This window comes from Pseudomonas sp. TH07 (assembly GCF_016651285.1).
Classification (GTDB): domain Bacteria; phylum Pseudomonadota; class Gammaproteobacteria; order Pseudomonadales; family Pseudomonadaceae; genus Aquipseudomonas.
Genome location: NZ_JAEKED010000001.1, coordinates 2292131 through 2315173, shown reverse-complemented (window position 1 = coordinate 2315173; position 23043 = coordinate 2292131). Strand labels below are relative to the sequence as shown.

Genomic DNA, 23043 nt, shown 5'->3' with positions numbered 1-23043 from the left:
ATCAAAAATGTTCCCGTGGGTCAAACGCCGCCTTTTTCGCCAGCTCCTGCCACAACGCCTTGACGTCATCGTCAGCCTGTTTCGGCATCACCGCCTTGAGCTGGACGAACAGCGAACCACGCTCGCCGGCCTTGTTCAGCAAGCCATGGCCCTTGGCGCGCATGCGCTGGCCGTTCTGGCTGCCGGCCGGCACCTTGAGGTTGATCTTGCCGGTCAGGGTCGGCACCGCGACCTCGGTACCCAGCGCCAGCTCCCACGGAGCCAGGGGCAAGGTGATGATCAGGTTCTCGCCTTCGACGTCGAATTTCGGGTGCGGGGCGAAGCGAATGGTCAGGTACAGGTCACCATTGGCCCCACCGCCCACACCCGGCGCACCCTGGCCCTTGAGGCGGATACGCTCGCCATCGCTGACCCCGGCCGGGATCTTCACGTTCAGGCTCTTGCTGGTGTTGCTGACATGCTGGCCGGCGGCGTTGTACTGCGGCACCTGGAAGCTGATCTTCTTCGACTCGGCAGAGAGGGTTTCTTCAAGAAAGATCGGCAGTTCCATTTCCACATCCTGTCCACGACGTCCGGCGCTGCGCCGCGATTGTTCACCACCACCAAAGCCCGGGCCACGGTTACCGAAGATCGAACTGAAGAAGTCCGAAAAGTCGCCGGTATCCTGGCCACCGCCAAAACCGCCACGGCCCTGCCAGCCCGGCGGCCCCTGGAACGGTTGGCCGTGCTGGCCGTATTTGCGCATTTCGTCGTATTCGGCGCGTTTGTCGGCACTTTTCAGCGCTTCATAGGCTTCCGAGGCGTCCTTGAACTTTGCCTCGGCGTCCTTTTCCTTGCTGACGTCAGGGTGGTACTTGCGCGCCAGCTTGCGATAGGCCGCCTTGATCGCCTTGTCGTCCGCCGTCGGTTCCACACCGAGAATCTTGTAATAGTCTTTGAAGTCCATCGAGGGAATCACCATCCGTTATCAATATCGCGCGGCATACAGTGCAGCATGCTCTCATTGGCAGCATAAGGATTGATCAATCTCAACCCGTTGACTGGTGCGGCGCATCAAAAGTTTATCGGCAATCGCCGGCGGTTCTTGCGAGCGCCCGGTGATTGCCCGGCTCATGCCTGCAAGTTTGGGGTGAAGAATAGTCTTTCAAGGCAGGAAAAGGTTTCGATTTAGCGGATAGTCGGCCTTCGAATCTGCCAGCGACTGGCATACACTGCGCGGCCGTTTTTTAACCGGAACTTGAAAGACATGAAAAACGCATCTCCGGCCCGTGCCTGCGGTATCGACTTTGGCACGTCCAACTCCACTGTCGGCTGGCTGCGCCCCGGCATGGAAACGCTTATCGCGCTGGAGGATGACAAGATCACCCTGCCCTCGGTGGTGTTCTTCAATATCGAAGAACGTCGCCCGGTGTACGGTCGCCTGGCGTTGCACGAGTACCTGGAAGGCTATGAAGGCCGCCTGATGCGCTCGCTGAAAAGCCTGCTGGGCTCCAAGCTGATCAAGCACGACACCAGCGTGCTGGGCACGGCGATGCCCTTCAAGGACCTGCTGGGCCTGTTTATCGGCCAACTCAAGGCCCGCGCGGAAACCGCCGCCGGTCGGGAATTCGAGGAAGTGGTCCTGGGTCGCCCGGTGTTCTTCGTCGATGACGATGCCGCCGCCGACCAGGAAGCCGAAAACACCCTGGTGGAGGTGGCGCGCAAGCTGGGCTTCAAGGAAGTGTCCTTCCAGTACGAACCCATCGCCGCAGCCTTCGACTACGAGTCGACCATCGAACGCGAAGAACTGGTGCTGATCGTCGACATCGGCGGTGGTACGTCCGACTTCTCCCTGGTACGCCTGGCCCCCGAGCGCCGCGACCTGGACAACCGCCACGACGACATCCTGGCCACCGGTGGCGTGCACATCGGCGGTACCGATTTCGACAAGCAATTGAGCCTGCAAGGCCTGATGCCGCTGTTCGGCTACGGCAGCCGGATGAAAAGCGGCGCCTACATGCCCACCAGCCACCACATGAACCTGGCGACCTGGCACACCATCAACTCGGTGTACTCGCAAAAATCCCAGTTGGCCCTGGGCAGCATGCGCTACGACATCGAAGACACCGGTGGCATCGACCGCCTGTTCAAGCTGATCGAGCAGCGTGCCGGCCACTGGCTGGCGATGGAAGTCGAGGAAACCAAGATCCAGCTGACCCACACCGACAGCCGCCACGTGCCCCTGGACCGTATCGAGCCGGGGTTGAGCGTGGAGCTGAGCCGGGCGCTGTTCGAGTCGGCCATCGACAACCTGCTGGAGCGCATCCGCAACAGCGTGACCCAGTTGCTGGACGATGCCAGCGTCGATGTGGCCCAGGTCGACACGGTGTTCTTCACCGGCGGTTCCAGCGGCATCCCGGCCCTGCGCCAGAGCATCTCGGCCATGCTGCCCAATGCCCGCCACGTCGAAGGCAACATCTTCGGCAGCATCGGCAGCGGTCTGGCGATTGAAGCCAGGAAGCGCTACGGCTAGAAACCCGCTCGACCGTCGTGCCCCAGGGCTGGGGAAAATTTTCGCAAGGAACCGAAACGATGAACCTGTACAAACTGTTGCCCCTGCTCGCCGCCCTGCTGCTGACCGGCTGCAAGGAAGACTTCATGTCCCTGCACTTCGAGCAGCCGGTTGGGTACCAGGGCCAGCAGGTCAATGGCAGTGTCAGCGCCTTGCTGGTGGAGGCGATTCGCGCCCGCGGCATCGATCCTGAAAAGGTCGAGCTGGAGCTGGATGAGCAAGACAGCCGAGTGGTTCATCTGTCCCTCAAGGACAGCCTGAGCCCCGAGCAGCGCGAGGCATTGCGCGCACTGTTCGATGACATTCTCAAAGCGCGAACGGCCAGCAGCATGGCCATCGACATGACACTCGAACCGCAGCCGGGGGACGCGCCCCCGCAGCCGACCACCCTGACCCTGTCCATCAACTCCGAGGTCAGGCTTTCGGCGCGCTACCTGCTGCTCGACCGGGCACTGGGCTATTACAACAAGAGTGGGGTTCCGGTCGAAATCGTCTGCAATATCCAGGGCCAACTGGACGGCGACCTGCCCTTCAACGCGGTGAGCGTGCAACAAGTTCCCGGGCAATCGCCGGAGCATGTGCGCATCAACTACCGCAGCCAGGGGTATAGAAAAAAGACCGTGACCGGCCAAATGATCGTCAAGGACGCCCAATTGCGCGAAAGCGTGCGCAAAGGCGAGATTCGCCTGTGGAGCGAAGACATGGTTCAGGACGACCTGCTGCGGACCAAGCTGCAACTGTCGATTGAAGTCGCCAACCTGGGTGAACAGTTGCTAACCGCCGACTTCAGCCCCGATAACCGTAACGACGATTGGAACGCTCAATGCGCCGAGAAGATCCAGCAACTGGGCCGGCCGTTCTCGTTCCATATCGGCTCAGGTCTTGATCGCCTCCATTCGGTCACCTATGAGGGCGACAAGCGCAATTGAAGCAAGCGGCGGCCTAGACCAGCCCCGCCAGCTTCAACTCGCTTTTCAGGTAGGCGTAGTAAATCGGCCCTGCCACCACCCCCGGCAGGCCGAACGCGGCCTCGAACACCAGCATCGCCAGGAGCAACTCCCAGGACTTGGCACTGATCTGCCCGCCGACGATACGCGCGTTGAGGAAGTATTCCAGCTTGTGGATAAAGATCAGGTAGCCCAGCGCCGCCACCGCCACCCAGATCGACAGTGACAGCCCGACTATGGTGATCAGGGTGTTGGAGATCAGGTTGCCGATTACCGGCAGCAGGCCCAGGAGGAAGGTCAGCACGATCAGGGTCTTGGTCAGCGGCAGCTTGACCCCGAACATCGGCAGTACCACCGCGAGGAAGATCCCGGTGAAGAAGGTGTTGAGCAGGGAAATCTTGATCTGGGCAAACACGATGTTGCGAAACGCCTGGACCAACAGGTGCAGGCGATCGAACAGGGCAGCGGCCAACGGTTTGCGCTTGGTCAGGTCGGGCACCCGCTGCAAGGCGATGATCGCCCCCAGCACCATGCCGATCAGCAAGGTCACGAACATATGGGCCGCGTCCTTGCCCACCAGTTGCAACTCACTCAAATGCTTGCTGGCCCAGGCGCCAATCGCGGCCTGGAATTCTGCGGCACTGGCCGGCAGGTAGGAGTCGAGAAACGGCGGCAGCTGGCCACGCGCCTTGTCGACCACGGCCATGAATTTATCCAGGGAAGCGCCTGGGTTTTCCGCCTCGTGCAGCAGAAAACTGATGGCCCCGGCAAACAGCAGCGTCAGCAGGCTGACCACCAGGGTGCCGAGCAACGCGACTGCCAGCCAACGCGCGCGTCGTCCTTCGATCAGCCGTTGCAGCTGCGGGGTGAGCATATTGACCAGTTCGAAAACCAGCAGCCCGGCCAGCAGGCTTGGCAATAGTCGCAGCGGCAGAACCAGGAGCAACCCGCCGAAAATGATGACCCAACTGAACAACAACAGATGACGCTGAGAAAACGTTGGCATATAGCCTCAAAACGAACGGCTTGAAAAGATTGGCAGTCTGCCAGCGTTCTCCGGGCACGAATAGGGGCAGGCGCCGTAAGGAAAGCGGCTCAATTATTTACAAGAGTGTCGCGACAGCCGTTGGTTCGAATCAATGGTGCCATCAGAGCGCTGGCGCGGCCGAGTCAGGCAGCGGCACGTCGTAGCCGCAGTAATGCAGAAAGGTCAGGTTCAGGCGCTTGTCGGGGTAGTCATCGCCCCAGGGCAGGTTCTTGTCCAGACGAGACTTGACGTGGCTACAGAAGGCTTGCAGATCCGCCCGCGCCTTGGCCAGCACCGGTGCGGGCAATCGATTGATTTTCAGGCTCTGGAAGAACGGTTCGATAAAGACCTGATCCAGGTCGTAGCCCTTGGTTCCCAAGGGCAGGCGCTGGCCCGCATGCACGTAGAAAGGCTGCTTCAAGCCGCTCTCCTGCTCCCAGCACCAGTACTTGACCTCATCCTCGAAAATGCCAACCGCCTTCCCTTCCCAGCGCTCGTAGGTACGCAGGCATTGAAAACCCTGGCGTGTCACCCAATCGAAACTGCTGGGTTTGACCCCGTGATAGGAAGGCAACGCCTGCCTGGCCACCAGATCGTCCTTAAACGCCTGCTTGGGATAGAGCAGCCCGTCCGACCTGCCACTGAGAAAGCTGTTGACCCGCATATAGAGCCCGGACGCCGTCACCTGGATATCGCCATAGGAAAAGGTTCCGGACGTCCCTACGGAGAGAGCATCAAGGCCCTTCTCATAATAAAACCCGCTGGTGATCGTCCCGCAGGGCGCATGACGAAAAGGCCCCGGCAGGTCGAAGGAATAACGCTGCATCAACGTGACCCGCTTGGCGCCTTCGGTGCAGAGCATGCGGTTATCGAAGCGAGCATTCTCGTAGACCAGGGGCGGGTTGCTGCACCCGCTGCCCAGGATCAGCAACCCGCCTGCCACGACTGCTCTGAGAATCTTCATAGCTTGTTGGTCTTGTTGGCCGGATCGGGCAAGCGCGTGTGGGTGCCGTTGGCATCGATCACCGTCGGCGTGATGTAGCGCGAATTGCCTTTGAACTGCTCTTGCAGGGCGTTGGGTTGATCACCGCACATGGCTTTGGACACGCACAAGTAGTTGGAGTGAGGGCTGGCCGCACCCAGCAACGACGTGCTGGTGGTCAGGGAACCAAAGAAGCGCGCCACCGGGTCGGACGAATGAAGGAAGTTGCCGCCCAACAAGTCAGACACGGTATCGGTGACGGGCAACATGCCGAAGAAGTTTTTCGACCCGGGACGGTTCACCTGGAAGTACGCGCCGTCCTCAATGTTGAACCCGGCCTCCTTGGCTGCCTGGAAGAAACTCGTCGAGCCCACAGGTGCGCCGGACAATTGGATGCTGCCCACTTTGCCATTGAGGTTGAAGTCCAGCCCCGAGATCCCGCGGTAGGTCAGGAGACCACCCTGGCTGTGGCCGGCGATGTCCAGTTTGTAATTGTCGTCGATGCCAGCCTGATAGAAGTCATGCAGTTCGCGCGCGTTACCGGAGCGCACTACCCCCCCCAGCGCCACATCCCACAATGACTCGACCAGGTCGCCCAATATGCCGTGCTCCGGGTTGTAGGCCTGCATGAAGGTATCCGAGCCCGTCTGCATAGCGCCATTGACCAGGGCCGAGAGCAGCGAGTTCTGAATGCCGTTGGTGAAAATCGCACCATCGCCATCCGGCCGGCTGATCTCAACCAGGCTCTGATCTTTCTTGAGCACCGGTTTGCCACCGTCATCCACTTTGATGGTCTTGCCGTCTGACTCGTATTCGAAGCCGGTTTTGACTCGATAAAAACGCATGTCCCCGGTCAACAGAGTCGGCACCTGGGTAATCAGGCCACCATGACTTTCAACACCCGGCATGACCCCGAGGGTGTAGGTGGACGCCTTGTCCATGACGGTTTCCAGCAGCCCTGGAATCCATGCCAATGGCCACAGCGACGGGTTCTCTTCAAGCGCCGCGCTGGCGGCACCGCTCAAGGCGGCGTACTGGCTAAAAATCCCCGCCGCGTTCTTGCCATAGTCCTTCACACCCTGGCGCCAGTTGTTCACGGTATCCACCGGATGCGACACGCCGTCCAAGGAGGACTGGCTGACATACAGGTCGGTGCGTTTTTCCTTGTCCTTGGTGATCTCGAAGGCCTTGGTCAGATCGCGGTTCAGGCCTGTCGTGGAGTCCACGCCAGTCTTGGCATCGTTGCGCACGATGATGCTGCCGGCGCCCACGGTGGCGCGAACTTCCTGCTCCTTCTCCTTGCGGTAGTCATAACCGCTGACGCTCCAGCCCGCGACGCCATTCTGGCCCTTGCCGGCGACACTCTTGTCAGTGGTGAAGGCGACGTCCTTGCCGCCCGTCGACTTGGCGCCGTCGCCACCGCCGCCCCAGGCGAAGGAACCGCCCGCGTTGACGTAGTAGCTGTGCTCCTTGTCCTGGCCGGAGATATCGCGGAAGCCCAGGGTGTTGGTGTCCAGCTTCAGCTTGCCGTTGTCGGCGGCGATCACCGCACCGTCGATCTGGGTATGGTTTTCGGTGCGGATATCGACGCCGTTCTTGCCGGTGATACTGGTCTGTTCCTGTACCCAATCGGTCTTGCCGGTGGTCTTGCCCACCCCCAGCGAACCGCTGACACTGCCACCGCCGCCCAGGCCGATGCTCACCGTCACACTGGCATCCAGTTGCTTGCCGCTGACTTTGCCGGTATCGGGCACCGAGGACACGGTCAGGTCACCGCCCACCCGGCCGATGACTTCATCGCCACGCAAGGTCGCACCGGAAATAGTGCTGTCCTTGCCGCTGGTGAAGCGCAACTGGTCACCGGCAACGAGGTTGGCGTTCTGCTGCCGTTCGTTCTCGCGATCAAGCTTGCCCTTGCCCATATCGACACTGGCATACACCGAGATGAAGTCCTTGCCGCCCACTGCCAGGCCGACTTCACCGCCGCCACTGCTGCGATCGGACTCACTGCTGGAGTCATTCTGCGCCGCGCGAATGGTCAGGTCCTTGCCGGCACTGAGGTCGATATCCCGCCCGGCATGGACCTGGGTCCCAATCAGCGTCAGGTTGTCACGGGCTTCAAGGCTGACGTCACGCCCGGCCAGAAACACCGAAGGCGTACTGGTGCCATCGCTGAGTTGCTCGGTAGCCGAGCCGACACTGCCGCCGATCCCGGCCCGGGCACTGCCACCGCCGCTCTGGCCGTTGATGCCACCCTGGCTGCGGGTGGTCTTGCTCTCTTCCGAGACCACGCCACGCGCCACATCCACGGTGATGTTGCGCCCGGCCAGGGTGATATCGCGCCCGGCGTCAAACTGGCTGCCACGGACAGTGATGTCATTGCCGGCCACGGCACTGATGTCTCGACCCGCGCCCACATTCGACGGGCTGTTGCTCCGGACTTCCTGGCGCGAACTGGTGGCCTGGCTGGCCGAGCCGAAGTGGGTTGCGCTGGTCGGCCCGGAGGTGAACTGGTTGATCGAATCCACGGTGCTCAGCACGCTCGAGGCCTTGCTCACGCCGTCTTCACCCTTGCCGGTGCCTGCGAGGGCGTCCTTGGTGTTGCCATAGTTGTGGCTGATATTGACCGTCAGGCCGTTGCGGTCGCGGCTCTTGCTGTTTTCCTGAATCGAGGTTTCCTTGCCGGCATCGACATTGATGTCGCGCCCGGCCTGCAGGTTGACGTCGCGATTGGCGTCGATCCGCGAACCTTCCACAGTCAGGTCGCGACCGGTCTTGATGTTGACGTCCTGCCCGGCCAGCAACTGGCTCTCGGCGACCGTCTGCTGGGCATTGCGCGATTTCTCCTTGAGGGCCTCACGCCCCAGGAAGGCGGTGACGCCGTTACGGTCGCTTTCCAGGGACAAGCCGGTGTGCTTCTCGCTTTTCCAATTGCTCTGGTCCTGGCTGTTGCTGCCGGCCAGGACATTGACGTCGCGCCCCGCACCGACGTTGAGGTCGCGCACCGCCGCAGCGGTACTGCCGATCATGTTCACGTCACGGGCCGCTTGCAGCGTGGTATCACGCCCGGCACTGACCACACTGCCGACGCTCTGGGTCTGCAGGTTTTCCTGCCCCGACTTCTTGGACGAGGCAATCGAGATAAAACTGCCGGAACTGGATAAACCGACCTTGCTCCGGTACTTCTCGCTTTGGCTGGTGGACTCGTTCGCCGCATCGATCAGGTTGATGTCGCCGTTCTTGTCGATCAGCCCTGCTCGCAGCTCCGCATCACGCTTGGCCTCGACGGTGCTGGCCGACAGGTTGACGTTGGTGCCGGCGATGATCACGGCGTCATTGCCGGCGCTCAGCTCGCTGCCCACCTGGGTGGTGGTGCTGGAACTGCGACTGTTGCCACTTTTATTGAGGCCGAAGCTGCCTTTTTTCTTCTGGCTGTAGGCGCTGTCCTGCTGCTCTTGCGCCGAGACCAGGCTCACATCGCCACCGGCGCCGAGCAACAGGTCATTGCCGGCTTTCAACTGGCTGCCGACCACGGTGACATCGCGCCCGCCATTGAGGCTGATGCGGCCGTCCTTGTCCTGGCTGACATTGACCATCAGGTCATGCCCGGCGCTGATTTCAGAACCGACGTTGGTGGTGGCTGAATCCGCGCTGCGGGTGGTCTTGCTGCTGCCCCAGGAGCCTTTTTTCTTCTGGGAGAAGGTCGACGCCTCTGCGTCCTGGGCCGAAGCGATGACCATATCGCGCTCGGCATTGAGCGTCAGGTCCTTGCCCGCAGCGACCTTGCTCGCCACCACCGCCAAATCACGCCCGGCATTGAGTTCGAGATTGCCCTGGGTGGTCACGCTGGAACCCAGGTTCTGCAGCGTGTCCTTGGTGACCAGGCCACGGCTGATGGCGCTCTGGGTGAAGGTATGGTCCTGCACCGCGAGCAGATCGATATCCCGGCCGGCACTGAGCTTGGCATCGCCGGCGCTGCTGATCTGGCCTGCGTTGGTCAGGTCGCGTCCGGCACTGAGGTCCAGCTGCTGCCGCGCGCTGATCTGGCTGCCCTGATCCAGCACCGTGCGCGAACCCGAGCCATAACCCACTGCAACGGCGGTGCGGTCGTTGATCAGGTCGCCCTTGATCGCGGTGACGCTCACCTGGTTACCGCGGATTTCACCGCCCAGGGCATTTCGCACGCTGTCCTGGGCCATCAGGCTGACCCGCTGGTTGGCCTCCACCAGGCCACCCTGATACAGGTTGCCGCCGGCATTGACGCTCAGGTCATTGCTGGCGCGCAGGGTGCCGACGTTGGTCAGGTCATTGCCTGCCAGTACGGTCATATCCCGCCCTTGCACCAGGCTGCCGCCGCGCAGATTGCGCGAGTCGGCCTGGGCCAGGTACAGCACCGGAACCAATACCTGTTCGCCCTGCACCTGGCGGGTTTCCATCCACACAATGTCGTGGGTCAAGGCCGCCACTTGCTGCGCGTTGAGGGAGACCCCGACGCTCAGTTGCAACTGGTCCTTGGACGCAATGGCGTTATCCATCAGGTAGCGATACTGGTCGTAATCGCTGGTCAGGCTGGCCGCCAGGAAGCGTTGCCCGGTTTGCGCCAACACGGCCTCGCGAATCAGCCGAGTCTCATACAGCCCGTCGCCCAGGCGGCGCCAGGTCTGGTCGGTGTTGTAGTTGAGATGGCCGAGCATGTAGTCGGAGCTCATGAAACGCGACAGATCGGTAAAGGCCGGGTTGGTCTCGATCAGGTAACGACCGCTGGGGTTCTGGCTCTTGACGAACATGCCGTACTCGCCCTGGGGCAGGTGGTAGCTCGCAAGCGAAGTCGGATCGACCGCAACGAACGGCGTGCCGCTGAAGTCCACTGGCACGAAACCGACCTGGGTGCTGCCATCGGCGGCTACGCGCTCGACGCGCTGCACATCCTTGGCTTCCTGATTGCTGGCGGCAGAGCTTTGCGCATTGACCGTGATCACCTGGCCACCGGCCTGGGACAGGTTGTTCTGCAACTGCTGGCCCGTCAGTTGGGCGCGGCTCTGTTCGGTCAGGGTGCCGTTTTCAAGATTGCCACTGACTTGCAGGTTCAGCCGCTGACCCGCTTGCAAGGTCGAGGCGTAGCCTGTTTGTGTGCCCGGCAGGAGGGTGCTGTTGGAGGCCCAGACCGGGTATTGCAAAATCACCGCCGGCACCGGTTCCTGATGGTCGGGGGCAACATTTGCATTACGGGCATTCCACGCAACCGTTTCTTGCTGGGCATAGCGGAACGCGCTTTTGGAAACGCCATGCAACAGATAGGAAATACTCTCGACCCGCTTGTTCAAGGTCGAGCCGCGGTTGTAGAAGTTATTGGCGGTGACAAAGGCATCGCGGTTGGCAGCGATCAGGCTTTGCTTGTTTTCCACGGTGTCGGCATGAAGGATCAGGTCACGATTGGAGACCAGCCGTGCAGCCGGCGATTGCTCCAGGACCTTGTCCTCGTAGGTGGTGTTGACGATGTAAGTCCCGGTGTTGTGGTCGCCGGAGCAGTCGGTGCAATTGATGTCGATACGGCGACTGACGATGCTTTCGCCGATCTTGAATTTGTCCATGGCGTTTTCCAGCAACCCCACGTCGATGTACATGTCGCCTTCGCTTTCGATGGTGCCGGAACGGTTGCTGAGCAACGCCGCTCGCCCGCCATCCAACGCGGTGAAGCTGAGGTTGCCGGCGCTGTAGATATCGCCGTAGCTGTTGGCCAGGCCGTTGCCGCGCAGGATCATGTCGGCGCCGCTGTAGATCAGCGTGTCGGCCGAGGTGGTGATGCCATTGGCCGAGCGCAGTTCCAATTGCCCCAGGGCGCCCAGGGTGCCGCGGTTGTTGATCTGCGCTGCGGACACCGACAGGTTCTGGCTGGCGATCAGGCGCCCCAGGTTGTCCAGGGTGCCGCGCAGGTTCAGTTGGGTATCACCGCCACTGGCGATACGTCCGCCGAGCTGGTTCAAGTCGGTGGCGCCGACCGTGAGTTTTTTCTGCGCCGAGAGCAGGCCGCTGTTGTTCAGGTTTCCACCCAGCTCCAGGGCCAGGTCGCCATCGCTGACCAGCTCGCCCCCGTTGTTCAGGTTCACCGCGCCCAGGCGCAGGCCGCTGGCACTGGCAATGCGGTCGCCGGCATTCAGGCTGAGATCACCCGAGGTGCTCAAGTCCAGTGCGCCATTGAGCTGCAACAGCCCGGCGCCATTGACCGCGCCGATATCCCAATCGCCGTGGCCGAGACCGGTGATACGGCCCTGGCTGCCCGCAAGCCCGGCCAGGTCCAGCTTGAACAGGCCGCCCCCGGCATGTTCGATGCTCCCCAGGGAGTTGCTCAACAGCCCGGCGTTGAGGGCAAATGCAGCCGTACCGATGGCCAGCGATCCGCCCTGGTTATTCAGGTTGCCGGTCAGCGCAACAGTGCCCAACTGCCCCGCCAGCGCCCGCACTCGACCGCCGCTGCTGTTGTCCAGGTTGCCGCCGGTAAGCAGCAGGCCGTCAGCCGATTCGATCAGGCCACCCTGGTTCAACAGGTCGCCACGGGCCGCCAGTTCCAGTTGCCGGGCGCTGACTTCGCCACCCCGATTGTCCAGCAGTTGCCCGGAAGAGCTGAGCAAGCCGTTCGCATACAGCTTGCCGGCCTGGTTGGTCAGGCGGTCGACTGTCAATTTCAGCGCGCCGGATTGGCTGCTGATCAGGCCGGCCTTGCCATCCAGGGCACTGTTATCCACAGAGCCGGCAGTCAGCGCGACGCTGGCGCCTTGCAAGGTCCCACCACGGTTATCCATGGCGCCCTGGGCCAGGGCCACTTCGGCATGGCTGTCCTTGGCCAGGATCATGCCCCCGCGGTTATCCAGGTTGCCCGTGATCAGCTCCAGGCCCGCACCGCCCGCGAGCAATTGGCCCTGACGGTTATCCACAGCCCCGCCCTGGATTTCCAGGCGCTTGCCCTTCAAGGTGCCACCCAGGTTGTCGAGCTGACTGAACTGGCTGACCCGCAGTTTCTGCTCGCCGGCATCGATCAGTCCGGCGTTGTTGTTCAAGGCGCCACTGAGGGTCAGGGCGACATTGCCGGCCTGGGCGACCAGTGCGCCCTGGTTGCTGTTGTCCAGGCTGTCGGCATTGATCACCAGGCTATTGCCGAGCATCACACCCGCGCTGTTGCTCAACTGGCCACCGTCGATCTGCAAGGCGCCATCGCTCTGGATCCGCCCCTGGCTGTTGCTCACCTGACCCGGTGCGGTGCCGTTGGGGTTGATGGTCAACGTCAAGCCATCGGTTCCGGCCGCAAGCAGCCCCTTGGCCTGGTTGTCCAGGCCGCTGGCGGTGACCGTCAGGCGGTCACCCACCAGGCGCCCGCCACGGTTGTCGAGCATCCCGCTGCTGGTCAGCACCAGTTGGTTACCGACCACGACCCCTTGCTGGTTGCCGACGCTGCCGGCTTCGACCCGCACATTGCCCTGTTTGGCTTGCAGATGGCCCAGGGCGTTATTCAGGTGCTGCTTGACGATCAGCGTCAGCGGGCCGTTCTCGGCGCTGAGCACGCCGTTGGCGTTGTCGCTGAGCCCGTCGAGGTGGGCCGTCAGTTCGTTGCCGAGGACACGACCCTGATTGTTCGCCAGGTCACCGGCTTGCAGATTCAGTGTTTGCCGGCCTTGCAGCAGGCCGCCGCTGTTATCCACATCCCCGGCCTTGAGCTTGAGCACATCACCGTTGATGGTGCCTCCCTGGTTGGCCAGGTTGCCGCGACTGTCCAGAGTCAGTTGTGGCGCTATCAAAGTGCCGCCACGGTTGTCCAGGCTCGCCATCTTGAGGTCGAGCGCGGTAGTGGCCTGGATCTGCCCACCGGCATTGATCAGGTCCTGGTCGAGGGTGATTGCGGTCGCACCGTTCTCTGCGCTGATCATGCCTTTCTGGCTGTTGTCCAGGCGTTGCGCGGTCAGGGTGATCTGGTCGCCCAACAAGCTGCCGCCACGGTTCAGGGCTTCACCCGCTTGCACTTCAAGCAGGCTCTTGGCCTGGAGGTGGCCGCCGTCGTTATCGAGCTGGCCGCTGATCTTGAAAATCGCACTGCCCTGGCTCGCACCGATCAGGCCTTGCTGGTTGTTGAGGCGATCAACCGTGACCAGTACCTGGTCGGCAATCACCTTGCCCTTCTGGTTGATGAAATCGCTGGTACGCAAGTTCAGACCGGCACCGGCAACCTCGATCCGCCCGCCAGTGTTGTCCAGGCTGGCAAGGTTGAGGTCGACCGCCTGGCCGTCACCAAAGCGGATCAGCCCGCCGAGGTTGACGATGGCCGGGGTGTCGAGGGTGAGGGTGTGCTGCGCAAGCAGCCGCGCCTGCTCGCCCTGGCTGACCAGGCGCGCGGTGCTCACTTGCACCTTGGCGCCCTGTATCACGCCGTTGTTGTTTTCGACGGCCTGCTGCGCCTTCACGTTGAGCGTGCGGCTGGCCAGCACATTGCCCTGGTTGCTCAGGGTCTGGCTGACGAGGGTCACATCGCCCGTGGCAGTGCGCGTGTTATCCGGGTTGACCCCCGCCTCGATGATGCCGTTGTTGCGTATCTGGCTGCCGCTGGTGACCTGAACTTTGTCCCGCGCGGCGAGGCTCTTGCTGACGGTCACGGCGCCGCGGCTGTCGATCCGCGCTTCGGTGCCCGCATAGGCCGGGCCCTGAAGCTCGATGCTCTGGGCCTTGATGGCGATGGCCTGGTTGGCGCCCATGCTGGCTACGGTCACCTTGCCGCTGGCATCGATCTGGATGTCGCCGGTGCTGGCGGCCATTTCGCCGGAGATGTTCACCCCCACGCCCTTTTCCGTGCCCACCAGGCGGATCGCCCCGGCGTACATACCGCCCAGGGCCGAGCTGTCGATGGCCATTTCCGGCTTGGCGCTGCCGTCGTCTGCACGCGCGGTGACGCTCAGGTCATCGGCGCCGACATCATTGCGGCCGGTGATGACATTGAGCTTCTTCGCGTACAGGTCGGCATTGAGTTTGGTGCTGCGGGTGATGAGGTCGAACTGGTCGATATTGCTGGCGTTGAGCCCCGCGCCCTCGATGGAGATATCCCCGCCATCGACCTGGAAGTGATCGAGTTTCTGGCCATTGATCACCGGTTTGCCGGTGGTCAGGGTGGCGCGCGGCGTATTGATGAAGCCGCAGCCGTTGCAGGTGATGCCATGGGGGTTGGCGACTATCACCCGCGCCGCCTGGCCCGCGACTTCGGTGTAGCCCTTGAGGGTGCTGCGGTTACTGCCGGTGACTTCGTTGAGGATGACTTGCGCGGCCTGGCCCTTGAGGTTCGCGTTGCCCGGGATGTAACCACCAAGCTGGGTGTTCTGCACCGAATTGACGCTGTTGTTGAGGATCAGGCCGTTGCTGCCGACGTTGTATTCGCTGAATTTGTTGTGAGACAGCCCGCTGCCGTTGGTCCCATTGATATTGACCACTGGCACGCCATTGCCTGCCTGGCCGATGGTGGCATTGCCACCCGCCTGGGGATCGAGCGTCAGCCCGGCGGCGACGCTGACAATCGGGTTCAGGAAAATGATGCCCGACAGTGATAGGGCAATGCATTGAGCAAAGGGCTTGCGAACGTCCATGTGGCAATCATCCATTCACTGAAAGTGAGTCAAATCAAAAGAACATGTCGAGGCGGAAATACACCGGATGTTCTCGTTTCTCGATCAGGCCGGGTCGCTCCAGGGATCGAGCAAAACTGACCGAAGCCGCCAGGTACTGGCCACTGGCGTTGAATTCCAGGGCATTGCCGGTCATGCGCCCCTTGGCATCCGGGTTGTAGCGCCCGCCCTTTATCACGCCAACGTCATAGGCCAGGGCCGCCCCGTACTCATGCACAAAAGGCAGCAGCGGCTGCCAGGTCACGGCGCGCCGCCAGCGCAACTGGTTGCGCCAGTAGCCACCGCTGTCGCCGGACAGGCTCTGGTCTTGAAAGCCCCGTACTGAACTGACCCCGCCCAGGCTGATTCGTTGCGGGCTGAACAACACGTCTTCGCTGCGCTGACCAGTGGCCAGGCTGTCGAAGCTGAAGTTCTCGTCCCACAGGCGAAACGGCTGCAGGTAGCTCAGGGTCAGGGTGTATTTGTTGTAACGGGCCACGGGCTCGCTGCCGCGCGGGTGGCCACTGCCCTGGGCATCCAGGGCACCGATGCCCTGTTGCCAGCCGATATCGGCGTTGACAAAGGCGCTGCCGATACGCCGGCCGTGGTTGAAGCCCAACTGGGTTTCGGTGATGCGGTTGCTGGACACATCGATAAAGTTGTCATCGATGTAATTGCGCGTATGCAACTGGCTCAGGCCAAGGCTCATGCCGGTCTTGCTCAGGTTGTCGCGGTGCAGCACACGCTCGGCGCGCAGTTGCTGGCTCTTGCTCACGCCATCGAATTCGAAAGCAAACCCGGCGTCGTCATTGCGGGTCCGGTAGTAGCTCTGGCTGTAGGAATAACTGAGGGTCCACCAGCCCCAGGGCAGGCTGTAGTAGAGGCTCTGGTTGTCGGAGTGGCGCCAGCGATCACTGACCGCATCCTGATTGGCGCGCAAACTCAACTGGTCGGCCAGGCCCAGCGGGCTGTCCCAATCGAGACCGACGCCCATCTGCTGCTCGCCGGTGGTTTTATCGCCATCGTTGTTACGGGTCGCCGAGACGCGCCAGGGCTTGAGTCGTTCACCCTTGAGCCCGACCCGGCTGCCGCCGACCTCGTCGCCGGGGGCCAGCTCAAGCTCGGCCTGGCGCGAAGGCAGGCGCGTCAACTGATCGACCAGTTGCTCCAGTTCCCGCAGGTTCAACACGTCCCCCACCTGCCCCGGAAAGGTCATCGCCAGCTCCCGGGAACTGGCCAGCGCCGAGCTGTCCAGGGACTCGAGGCGGCCTTCGACCACGACGATCTTCAGTTCACCGGTCGACAGGTCCTGGGCCGGCAGATAGGCACGGGTGGTCACATACCCGCGTTCCAGGTAGTGATGGGTAATGGCTTTGAGCAGGGTGTTGATCTGGCCGACCGACAGGCACTGGTTGCGATAAGGCGCCAACAAGCGGTCACGATCGCCGGAGCTCAGGTGTTCGGCACCATCCAGCACCACGGTCTTGATGGTGAAGCAGCGCTGTTCATCGGCTTTTTCGGTGGGTGCAGGCGGCAGGGACTTACCCGGCAACTGCTGGAGTTCTTCGAGACGTTTTTGCTGCTCTTGCAGCAACTGCTGCTGGCGATCACGAATCAGGTCGCGATCGCCCGGGGTCTGCACCGGGGCAGCCTGGAGCATGGAAGTGAACAGAGCACAAAACGCTACTACAGGCGTGATGCCAAAACGTGACATTCATTCAATTCCCTTGAATAACCGACGCAGAAAACCGCAGCGCCTATCAGGTGTAATCCAGCACCTGCTTTTGAAGGGGAAAGATATTAAGGCGTTAAATCCGTTACATGACAGAAAAACGACGAGCGGCTACAAGGCTTATTGCCACTAGCCCACCGGCAGAAAAGGCCACTGGGAGCACGCCGGATGAGGTGTTTTGTATCCAAATAGACACACCGGATTCACCCCTCTTCATTGCGCCCAGCCGCTCCCGATAGTGGGCGGGTCATAGCCGCGCCTATTGAAAAACCTCCTGCTTCGGCGCCCGGTCTAAGGCGAATGAAACGCCTGCATGCTTGAACCGGGCATGTCATCGATCAGCACCACCGGGATGCGTTGATTGGGCTGGGTGATGTCATAGACATGCTGCTGGCAAGCCGTGTCGTTATCGACCCTGGCGAACTCCACCAGGTAGACCTTTTGCTTCTCCGGCACAAAGGTGCTGCCCAACGGCCCGCAATGGCTTGAGGTCGGCACGGTGGGAATGGACACCGGCTTGTCTTCCCACTTGTTCTTCTGCGGGTCGTACACCTTCTGCACCGTGCTCTGATACTCATAACCCGGCGCCGGCTGAGTGCCCGAGGTTTCCCAATAGCCCAGTACCTGCAACTTCTGGCCGGGCTGCGCCGGTATTTCAAGCTGGGGGAAGTTCTTGTGCACGGCGCTCTCGAAGGTGGCGAACCAGGCCCCCACCTTGCCGCCCAGAGGCTTGGACGCGGTGCCCAGTTTTTCGGGACGCGGGTCCGGGTCGTTTTCGCGCCTGACCGAAAACTCCACTGCGCTGACACTCGTCGACTGCATGATCACTTTTGCGTGCTGTTCATCCACCGCCACCTTTTTCTGCTCCAGCATGATGCCGTCGCTCCAGAGGGTCGGTGCGGAACTGCGGGCGTGAAAATCACATCCCAGCAGCGACAGGGGCACCATCATCCATACGATTTTCTTCACCGCGTATTCCTGGGTAGAGCAATGAGCGAGCAGGACCCGCACGCCTCATCGCAGACAATGACAAAGCGCCACTACGGCGCCGAATCATAACCAAAGGGATAGGTCGGGATACAGGGATTTGGCGAAGGGACTTGAACCTCGGCCAAGACCTCCGACTGCGGCAACAGCAGAGGCCTGAACCGGGGGGATTTACTTGTTCTTGAGGCAGGTGCTCATGAAGGTTTTGCGCTCATCACCCTTGAGGGCCTTGGTGGTGGCGTCGGCGTTGCAGGTTTTCATCTTGTCTTGCTGAGTGGGCTTGGCGGCTTTCAGGCAGGTGCTCATGAAGGCCTTGCGCTCATCACCCTTGAGGGCCTTGGTGGTGGCGTCGGCATTGCAGGACTTCATCTTGTCCTGCTGGGCCTGTTGGGCAGCCGTTGCGGCAAACCCCTGGGAACACAGCAACAGGCCCACCATCAACAACGGAATACGCAGCATCTTCATGGAGTTTTCTCCTGGTTACCGCGCCGATCGGCACGGCCTCCAGCGCAGTGTAGACAAACCCGGTTACACCTTCACCTGTTCTGCAAACTGGTCCGCCGGTATTGCTCGGGAGTGCAGCCGGCCTGGCGCTGGAACATCGCGATAAAAGCTGAAGCGCTGCTGTAGCCCATGTCGAATGCCACTTCCTGGACGCTGCGGGCACTGTCCAGGGCCTCGATCGACGCCAAAAAGCGCAGGCGCTGGCGCCACTCGCCAAAACTCATCCCCAGTTCCCGGACAAACTGCCGGGCCAAGGTGCGTTCGCTGACATGGATCTGCCCGGCCCAGTCGGCCAGCGGGCGGTTGTCCCCCGGCGCGGCCTGCAAGGCTTCCAGCACCCCGAGCAAGGCCGGGCTGCTGGCGTAGGGCAGATAGCAGTCATGCACCGGCGCCTGTTGCAGTTGATCCAGCACCACCTCGGCCAGGCGCTGGTCAGCCGCGCCGTCGGGTATCTGCACGTCGCGCACGGCAAAGTCCTTGAGGATGGCCTTGAGAATATCGCTGATGGCCAGGGTACAGCCCTGCTGCGGCAGCGCCTCGCACAACTCGGGCACCAGGCACACGGCACGGTAGGTGATCGGCTGCGGGCTGTAGAAGCTGTGCTCGGTGTGGGGTGGCACCCAGATGGCGAACTGCGGCGGCGACATGAAGCGGCTGCCTGCGATCTCCATGTGCAGCACGCCATGGGCCGAATACTCCAGGCAACCCCAGGGATGCCGATGCTCCAGGGCATGGCTGTGGGCATGAAAGTGCGCATGGCGAAAGTACAGCGGTGCCGGCAGGCCGCTGAAAGGCAGCAGCTCGATATGTTTTTTGCTCATGCTGTCCGGATTCAAGGGCGGGTTGTCTGTTTCGAAGTATAAGCATTTATCCAGACAGACGGATAATCCCTCCTCATCAACGTTATGGCTGTTCTCATGCAATACGCTTATCCCTTGCTGGCGATTCTGATCTGGGCCGGCAACACCGTGGTCACCAAACTGGCGGCCGACGCCATCTTCCCGGCGGAGATCGGTTTTTACCGCTGGCTGCTGGCCGGGCTGCTGTTCACCCCGTTCATGCTCAAGCCGGTGAAGCAGCATTGGCCGCTGATCCGCCCGAACCTGGGGCGGATTTTCATCCTTGGCGTGCTGGGCATGGCGGTTTACCAGAGCCTGGCCTACTTCGCCGCGAGCCGCACGTCGGCCACCAATATGGGGATCATCCTGTCGCTGATGCCGCTGATGTCGCTGGCCATGGCCATTATCAGCCTCGGCCAGCGCCTGACCGCCGGCGCGCTGGTCGGCGCCTTGCTGTCGTTCGCCGGGGTGCTGGTGGTGGTGTCCGCCGGCAGCCTGGAGACCCTGCTGCAACACGGGGTGAACCTGGGTGACGCGATGATGCTGATTGCCACACTGGCCTACGCGATCTACAGCACCCTGCTGAAAAAATGGCAGTTGCGCATCCCGCCCCTGGTGCTGCTGTACCTGCAGGTGCTGGTGGCGGTGCTGGTGCTGTTGCCGTTGTTTCTGCTGTCCGAGAAAGTCGGCCCGACCCTGCGCAACATTCCTCTGGTGCTCTATGCCTGCCTGCTGGCCTCGATGCTGGCGCCCCTGGCCTGGATGCAGGCCGTGTCGCGCCTGGGGCCGAGCCGCACCACGCAGTTTTTCAACCTGCTGCCGCTGGTCACCGCCCTGATCGCGGCCGTGGTGCTGCACGAACAATTGGCCCTGTACCACCTGGTGGGCGGCGTTCTGACCCTGGGCGGGGTGATTGTCTGCGAACGCTGGACCACCGTCATCGGCCGTTCGCCACAACCGGCCTGACCCGGCCGCGCCACACTGACAGCCCCTAGACGCCCGCCGCCTTGAGGCGCCGGGCATGCTCGACAAACAGCCGCACCGGTTCGGCGCCCTTGCCCACCAGCCCCAGGGATTGGTTGACGATATCGAAATGATCCAGCGGGTATTCGTCGCCGATCACCGTGCCCAGGTGCGAGCTGTAGCGCCCGACCATGCCATCGCAGTGCCCGGCTTCCCGCACGAAGGTTCTGGCGAACAGCCGGCAACTGCGGTTGGTGCCGTCCAGCAGATTGCGCCCGCGGTCGGTCTTGCCGGGCTGCAAGGTCCCGGACCAGGAGTAATAGCGCACGCCGTCGACCTCTTCCGCCCCCTGGCCGCCCCAGGTATCAGGCAAGCCCTGGGGGTACTGGCGGTTGAACAGGGCCACGCCCTCGCTGGTCAACGATTGGTGCGCCGCCGGCACATCCACCGGCAGCCGCGGCCCGCGATAGCCGGTCTCCAGCAGGCTCATCAGCGCTGCAATCAGGCGCAGGGCGACACTCAGCAGACGCCCCTTGGCGGTGGTCGCCGGGTAGTGTTTCTCCAGGTAGTCGGCCAGTTCCGAACCGTGGTTGGGCCCGGCCACCGAAGTCACCGACGCCACCCAGTCCGGTCGCTTGGCCGCGGCATAACGCGCGGTCAGCGAGCCTTGGCTGTGGCCGATCAGGTTGACCCTGGCCGCTCCGGTTTCCTGGCGGATGGCTTCAATCCGCGCCAGCAACTGCTCGCCGCGCACCTCACTGGAGTTGAGCGGCGAAACCTGCACCGCAATCACGGTCGCACCACCCCGGCGCAAGGCTGCGACTATCCCGTACCAATAGGGGTACAGCAGCAGGCGGACAAACCCCAGCATGCCGGGCACCAGGACCAGCGGGTAACGCGTGGCGAGTTCTTGAGACATGCGGCGACGTCCTTGTGCGAAGGCAGCGGGGCTGGCTGAAAGCTAAACCATAACCGGGGACATCGTCAGCCCCCATGACGCTTTGGCGACACGCTGATGACAGCCCTGTCGCCCACCCGGCTGCTTAAGCCTGACCACCCCCGCCTCCATCAGCTCCACCAACCGCAGCAACGTCCTGGCCAACACTGCCTTCTCAGAAGGTTTGCGCCAGGGCCTGCAAGCGCTGCTGCGCCTCTGCGCAGGAACGCTGAAAACCCTCGCTCTCCGACTCCTCACCCTCCGCGGCAACCATCGTGACGTTCTCAATACCGATAAAACCCAGGGCGGTACGCAACCAGCGATCCGCGTGGTTCATCGCTTCATGCTCGCCTCCCGGACCAAAGCCGCCCCCGCCACGACTGGTGACGATCAACACTTTCTTGCCCTGAACCAACGGCTGGTACTGAGCCACGCCGTTGTCCTGCAGGGTGTTGAACGTCAGCCCCAGGCGCACGATGTGATCGACCCAGGCCTTGATCCCGCTGGGCACGCTGAAGTTGTGCATCGGCGCCGCGATCACCAGGCGCGAGTGGCCGAGCAACTCCGCCACCAGCTCATCGCTCAAAGCCAGGTCCGCCTGCATCGACAACGGCCGCGCCTCGGGCTGTGGATAAAACGCCGCGGCGATAAAAGCCTCGCTGACGTGGGGCAAATGCCCGCGTCCGACCTCGCGCCGAGTGAGATGCCCCTGGGGGTTGGCCGTTTGCCAGGCCTGGAGGAAAACCTCGGCCAAGCGCCGGGTATGGGAGCGCTCGCCCCGTGGGCTACCGTGAACCGCAAGAACTGTACTCATCTCATCTGCCTCATGCAGGTTGCTGATTGCGGCCTTGAAACCAGGGCCTGTCCGCGCTAAATCTATTAGCCAAACCCTGCTTCAACAAATGAGCAGAAATCCTTTCAGATGAATTTAAATCAATCGTGGAGCCTTGGATGTTTGCTCACCTGCCTCTCACCGCCCTGCGCACTTTCGAGTCCGCCGCGCGCCTGCTGAGTTTCAAGGCCGCCGCCGAAGACCTGTCGGTGACGCCCACCGCGGTGTCACACCAGATCCGTAGCCTGGAACACTGGCTGGGGGTGGCGCTGTTCGAACGGTTGCCGCGCCAGGTGCGCTTGACCGAGCCCGGCCAGCGCTTGTTCCACAGCCTGCATAGCGCCCTGCTGGAGGTGACCCAGAGCGTCGACACCCTGCGCCCAAAACCCAGCAACACCCAACTGACGGTCTCCACCACCGCGGCCTTTGCCGCCTTGTGGCTGGTGCCGCGGCTGGGGCGTTTCTATGCCCGGTATCCCAACATCAGCGTGCGCCTGGATAGCCAATCCGAGGTGGTCGACCTGCAACAGGATGCAAGCATCGATGTGGCGATCCGCTACAGCCAGGAGGGCTACCTGAACCTGCACGGCCTGTGCCTGTTCGACGAGCGTTTCGCGGTCTATGGCGCCCCGCAGCAAGTGGCCCAGGCCCACCAGCAGCAACCGACCCTGATCAGCGTGCACTGGCGCAACTCCCGGCTCTATGCCGACGGCTGGCAGGCCTGGTGCGCCCTGGCCGGGGAAAGCTGGTTCGAGCACCAGCCGCTGATCCGCTCCTACGACGAGGAACAGTACGCCCTGCAAGCCGCGATTGCCGGTCAGGGCCTGGTCCTGGCCAGCAACATCCTGGTGTCGCAGAGCGTGGCCGGCGGCCTGCTGCAGCCCTACCGGCCCGAGGTCCAGGTGGACGGTGCCGGCTACAGCGCACTGTGTGTGCCGGGGCGCGAGCGCCATCCGCCGGTGCGCGCCTTTCTCCAATGGCTGCAGCAGGAATCGCTGCTGGCCGGGCATCCACCCCTGGCGCGCAGTTGACCGCCGGACACATCCGATAAAACTTTTTGCAGCTCCCGAGACTCACACCCAAGGTAGCGATCAGGCCGACAGAGCC

At 62.3% G+C, this 23043-nt stretch carries 14 protein-coding genes; 4 read left to right on the top strand and 10 right to left on the bottom strand.

Annotated elements, in window-relative coordinates:
• Window position 1: 1 nt before the first annotated feature.
• Window positions 2-946, bottom strand: a complete 945-nt coding sequence (locus JFU57_RS10795) for a DnaJ C-terminal domain-containing protein (RefSeq protein ID WP_078469696.1) — start codon at window positions 944-946, stop codon at window positions 2-4.
• Between the two features lie 300 nt (window positions 947-1246).
• Here JFU57_RS10795 and JFU57_RS10790 point away from each other — a divergent pair, with 300 nt between their 5' ends.
• Window positions 1247-2512: an Hsp70 family protein gene (locus JFU57_RS10790; RefSeq protein WP_078469594.1), complete on the top strand. Its 1266-nt coding sequence runs from the start codon at window positions 1247-1249 to the stop codon at window positions 2510-2512.
• Between the two features lie 59 nt (window positions 2513-2571).
• Window positions 2572-3480, top strand: a complete 909-nt coding sequence (locus JFU57_RS10785; protein ID WP_201129224.1) for a hypothetical protein — start codon at window positions 2572-2574, stop codon at window positions 3478-3480.
• 13 nt (window positions 3481-3493) lie between these two features.
• On the opposite strand, the gene JFU57_RS10780 is transcribed toward JFU57_RS10785, so the two are convergent.
• From JFU57_RS10780 to JFU57_RS10750, 7 genes are all read right to left on the bottom strand, one after another.
• A complete protein-coding gene (locus tag JFU57_RS10780; protein ID WP_078469592.1) occupies window positions 3494-4504 on the bottom strand; it encodes an AI-2E family transporter in 1011 nt (336 codons plus the stop codon).
• Between the two features lie 142 nt (window positions 4505-4646).
• Entirely contained in the window at window positions 4647-5489 is an 843-nt protein-coding gene (locus JFU57_RS10775) for a hypothetical protein (protein WP_201129223.1), read from the bottom strand.
• A complete protein-coding gene (locus tag JFU57_RS10770; protein ID WP_201129222.1) occupies window positions 5486-15124 on the bottom strand; it encodes a hemagglutinin repeat-containing protein in 9639 nt (3212 codons plus the stop codon). Before JFU57_RS10770 ends, JFU57_RS10775 begins: the two co-directional genes overlap by 4 nt.
• A gap of 34 nt (window positions 15125-15158) precedes the next feature.
• Entirely contained in the window at window positions 15159-16856 is a 1698-nt protein-coding gene (locus JFU57_RS10765) for a ShlB/FhaC/HecB family hemolysin secretion/activation protein (protein WP_446739660.1), read from the bottom strand.
• A gap of 309 nt (window positions 16857-17165) precedes the next feature.
• The gene (locus tag JFU57_RS10760; protein WP_201129221.1) at window positions 17166-17843 is read right to left on the bottom strand and encodes a hypothetical protein; all 678 of its coding nucleotides are present in this window, start codon (window positions 17841-17843) and stop codon (window positions 17166-17168) included.
• 189 nt (window positions 17844-18032) lie between these two features.
• A complete protein-coding gene (locus JFU57_RS10755) occupies window positions 18033-18326 on the bottom strand; it encodes a PsiF family protein (protein WP_020298724.1) in 294 nt (97 codons plus the stop codon).
• A 71-nt stretch (window positions 18327-18397) separates the two neighbouring features.
• Window positions 18398-19186 (bottom strand): AraC family transcriptional regulator, encoded by a 789-nt coding sequence (locus JFU57_RS10750; protein ID WP_078469588.1) that lies wholly within the window; start codon window positions 19184-19186, stop codon window positions 18398-18400.
• Window positions 19187-19282: 96 nt separating this feature from the next.
• Between JFU57_RS10750 and JFU57_RS10745 the strand changes: the two genes are divergently transcribed.
• Window positions 19283-20170 carry a DMT family transporter gene (locus tag JFU57_RS10745; protein WP_078469587.1) on the top strand — a complete coding sequence of 296 codons (888 nt, stop codon included), beginning with the start codon at window positions 19283-19285 and terminating at the stop codon, window positions 20168-20170.
• 25 nt (window positions 20171-20195) lie between these two features.
• Here the strand turns inward: JFU57_RS10745 and JFU57_RS10740 are convergent, their stop codons facing one another.
• Window positions 20196-21086: a lipase family alpha/beta hydrolase gene (locus JFU57_RS10740; protein ID WP_078469586.1), complete on the bottom strand. Its 891-nt coding sequence runs from the start codon at window positions 21084-21086 to the stop codon at window positions 20196-20198.
• A gap of 193 nt (window positions 21087-21279) precedes the next feature.
• Window positions 21280-21918, bottom strand: a complete 639-nt coding sequence (locus tag JFU57_RS10735; RefSeq protein WP_201129220.1) for an FMN-dependent NADH-azoreductase — start codon at window positions 21916-21918, stop codon at window positions 21280-21282.
• 137 nt (window positions 21919-22055) lie between these two features.
• On the opposite strand from JFU57_RS10735, the gene JFU57_RS10730 reads away from it, so the two are divergent.
• The gene (locus JFU57_RS10730; RefSeq protein ID WP_078469584.1) at window positions 22056-22967 is read left to right on the top strand and encodes a LysR substrate-binding domain-containing protein; all 912 of its coding nucleotides are present in this window, start codon (window positions 22056-22058) and stop codon (window positions 22965-22967) included.
• The last annotated feature ends 76 nt before the right edge of the window (window positions 22968-23043 follow it).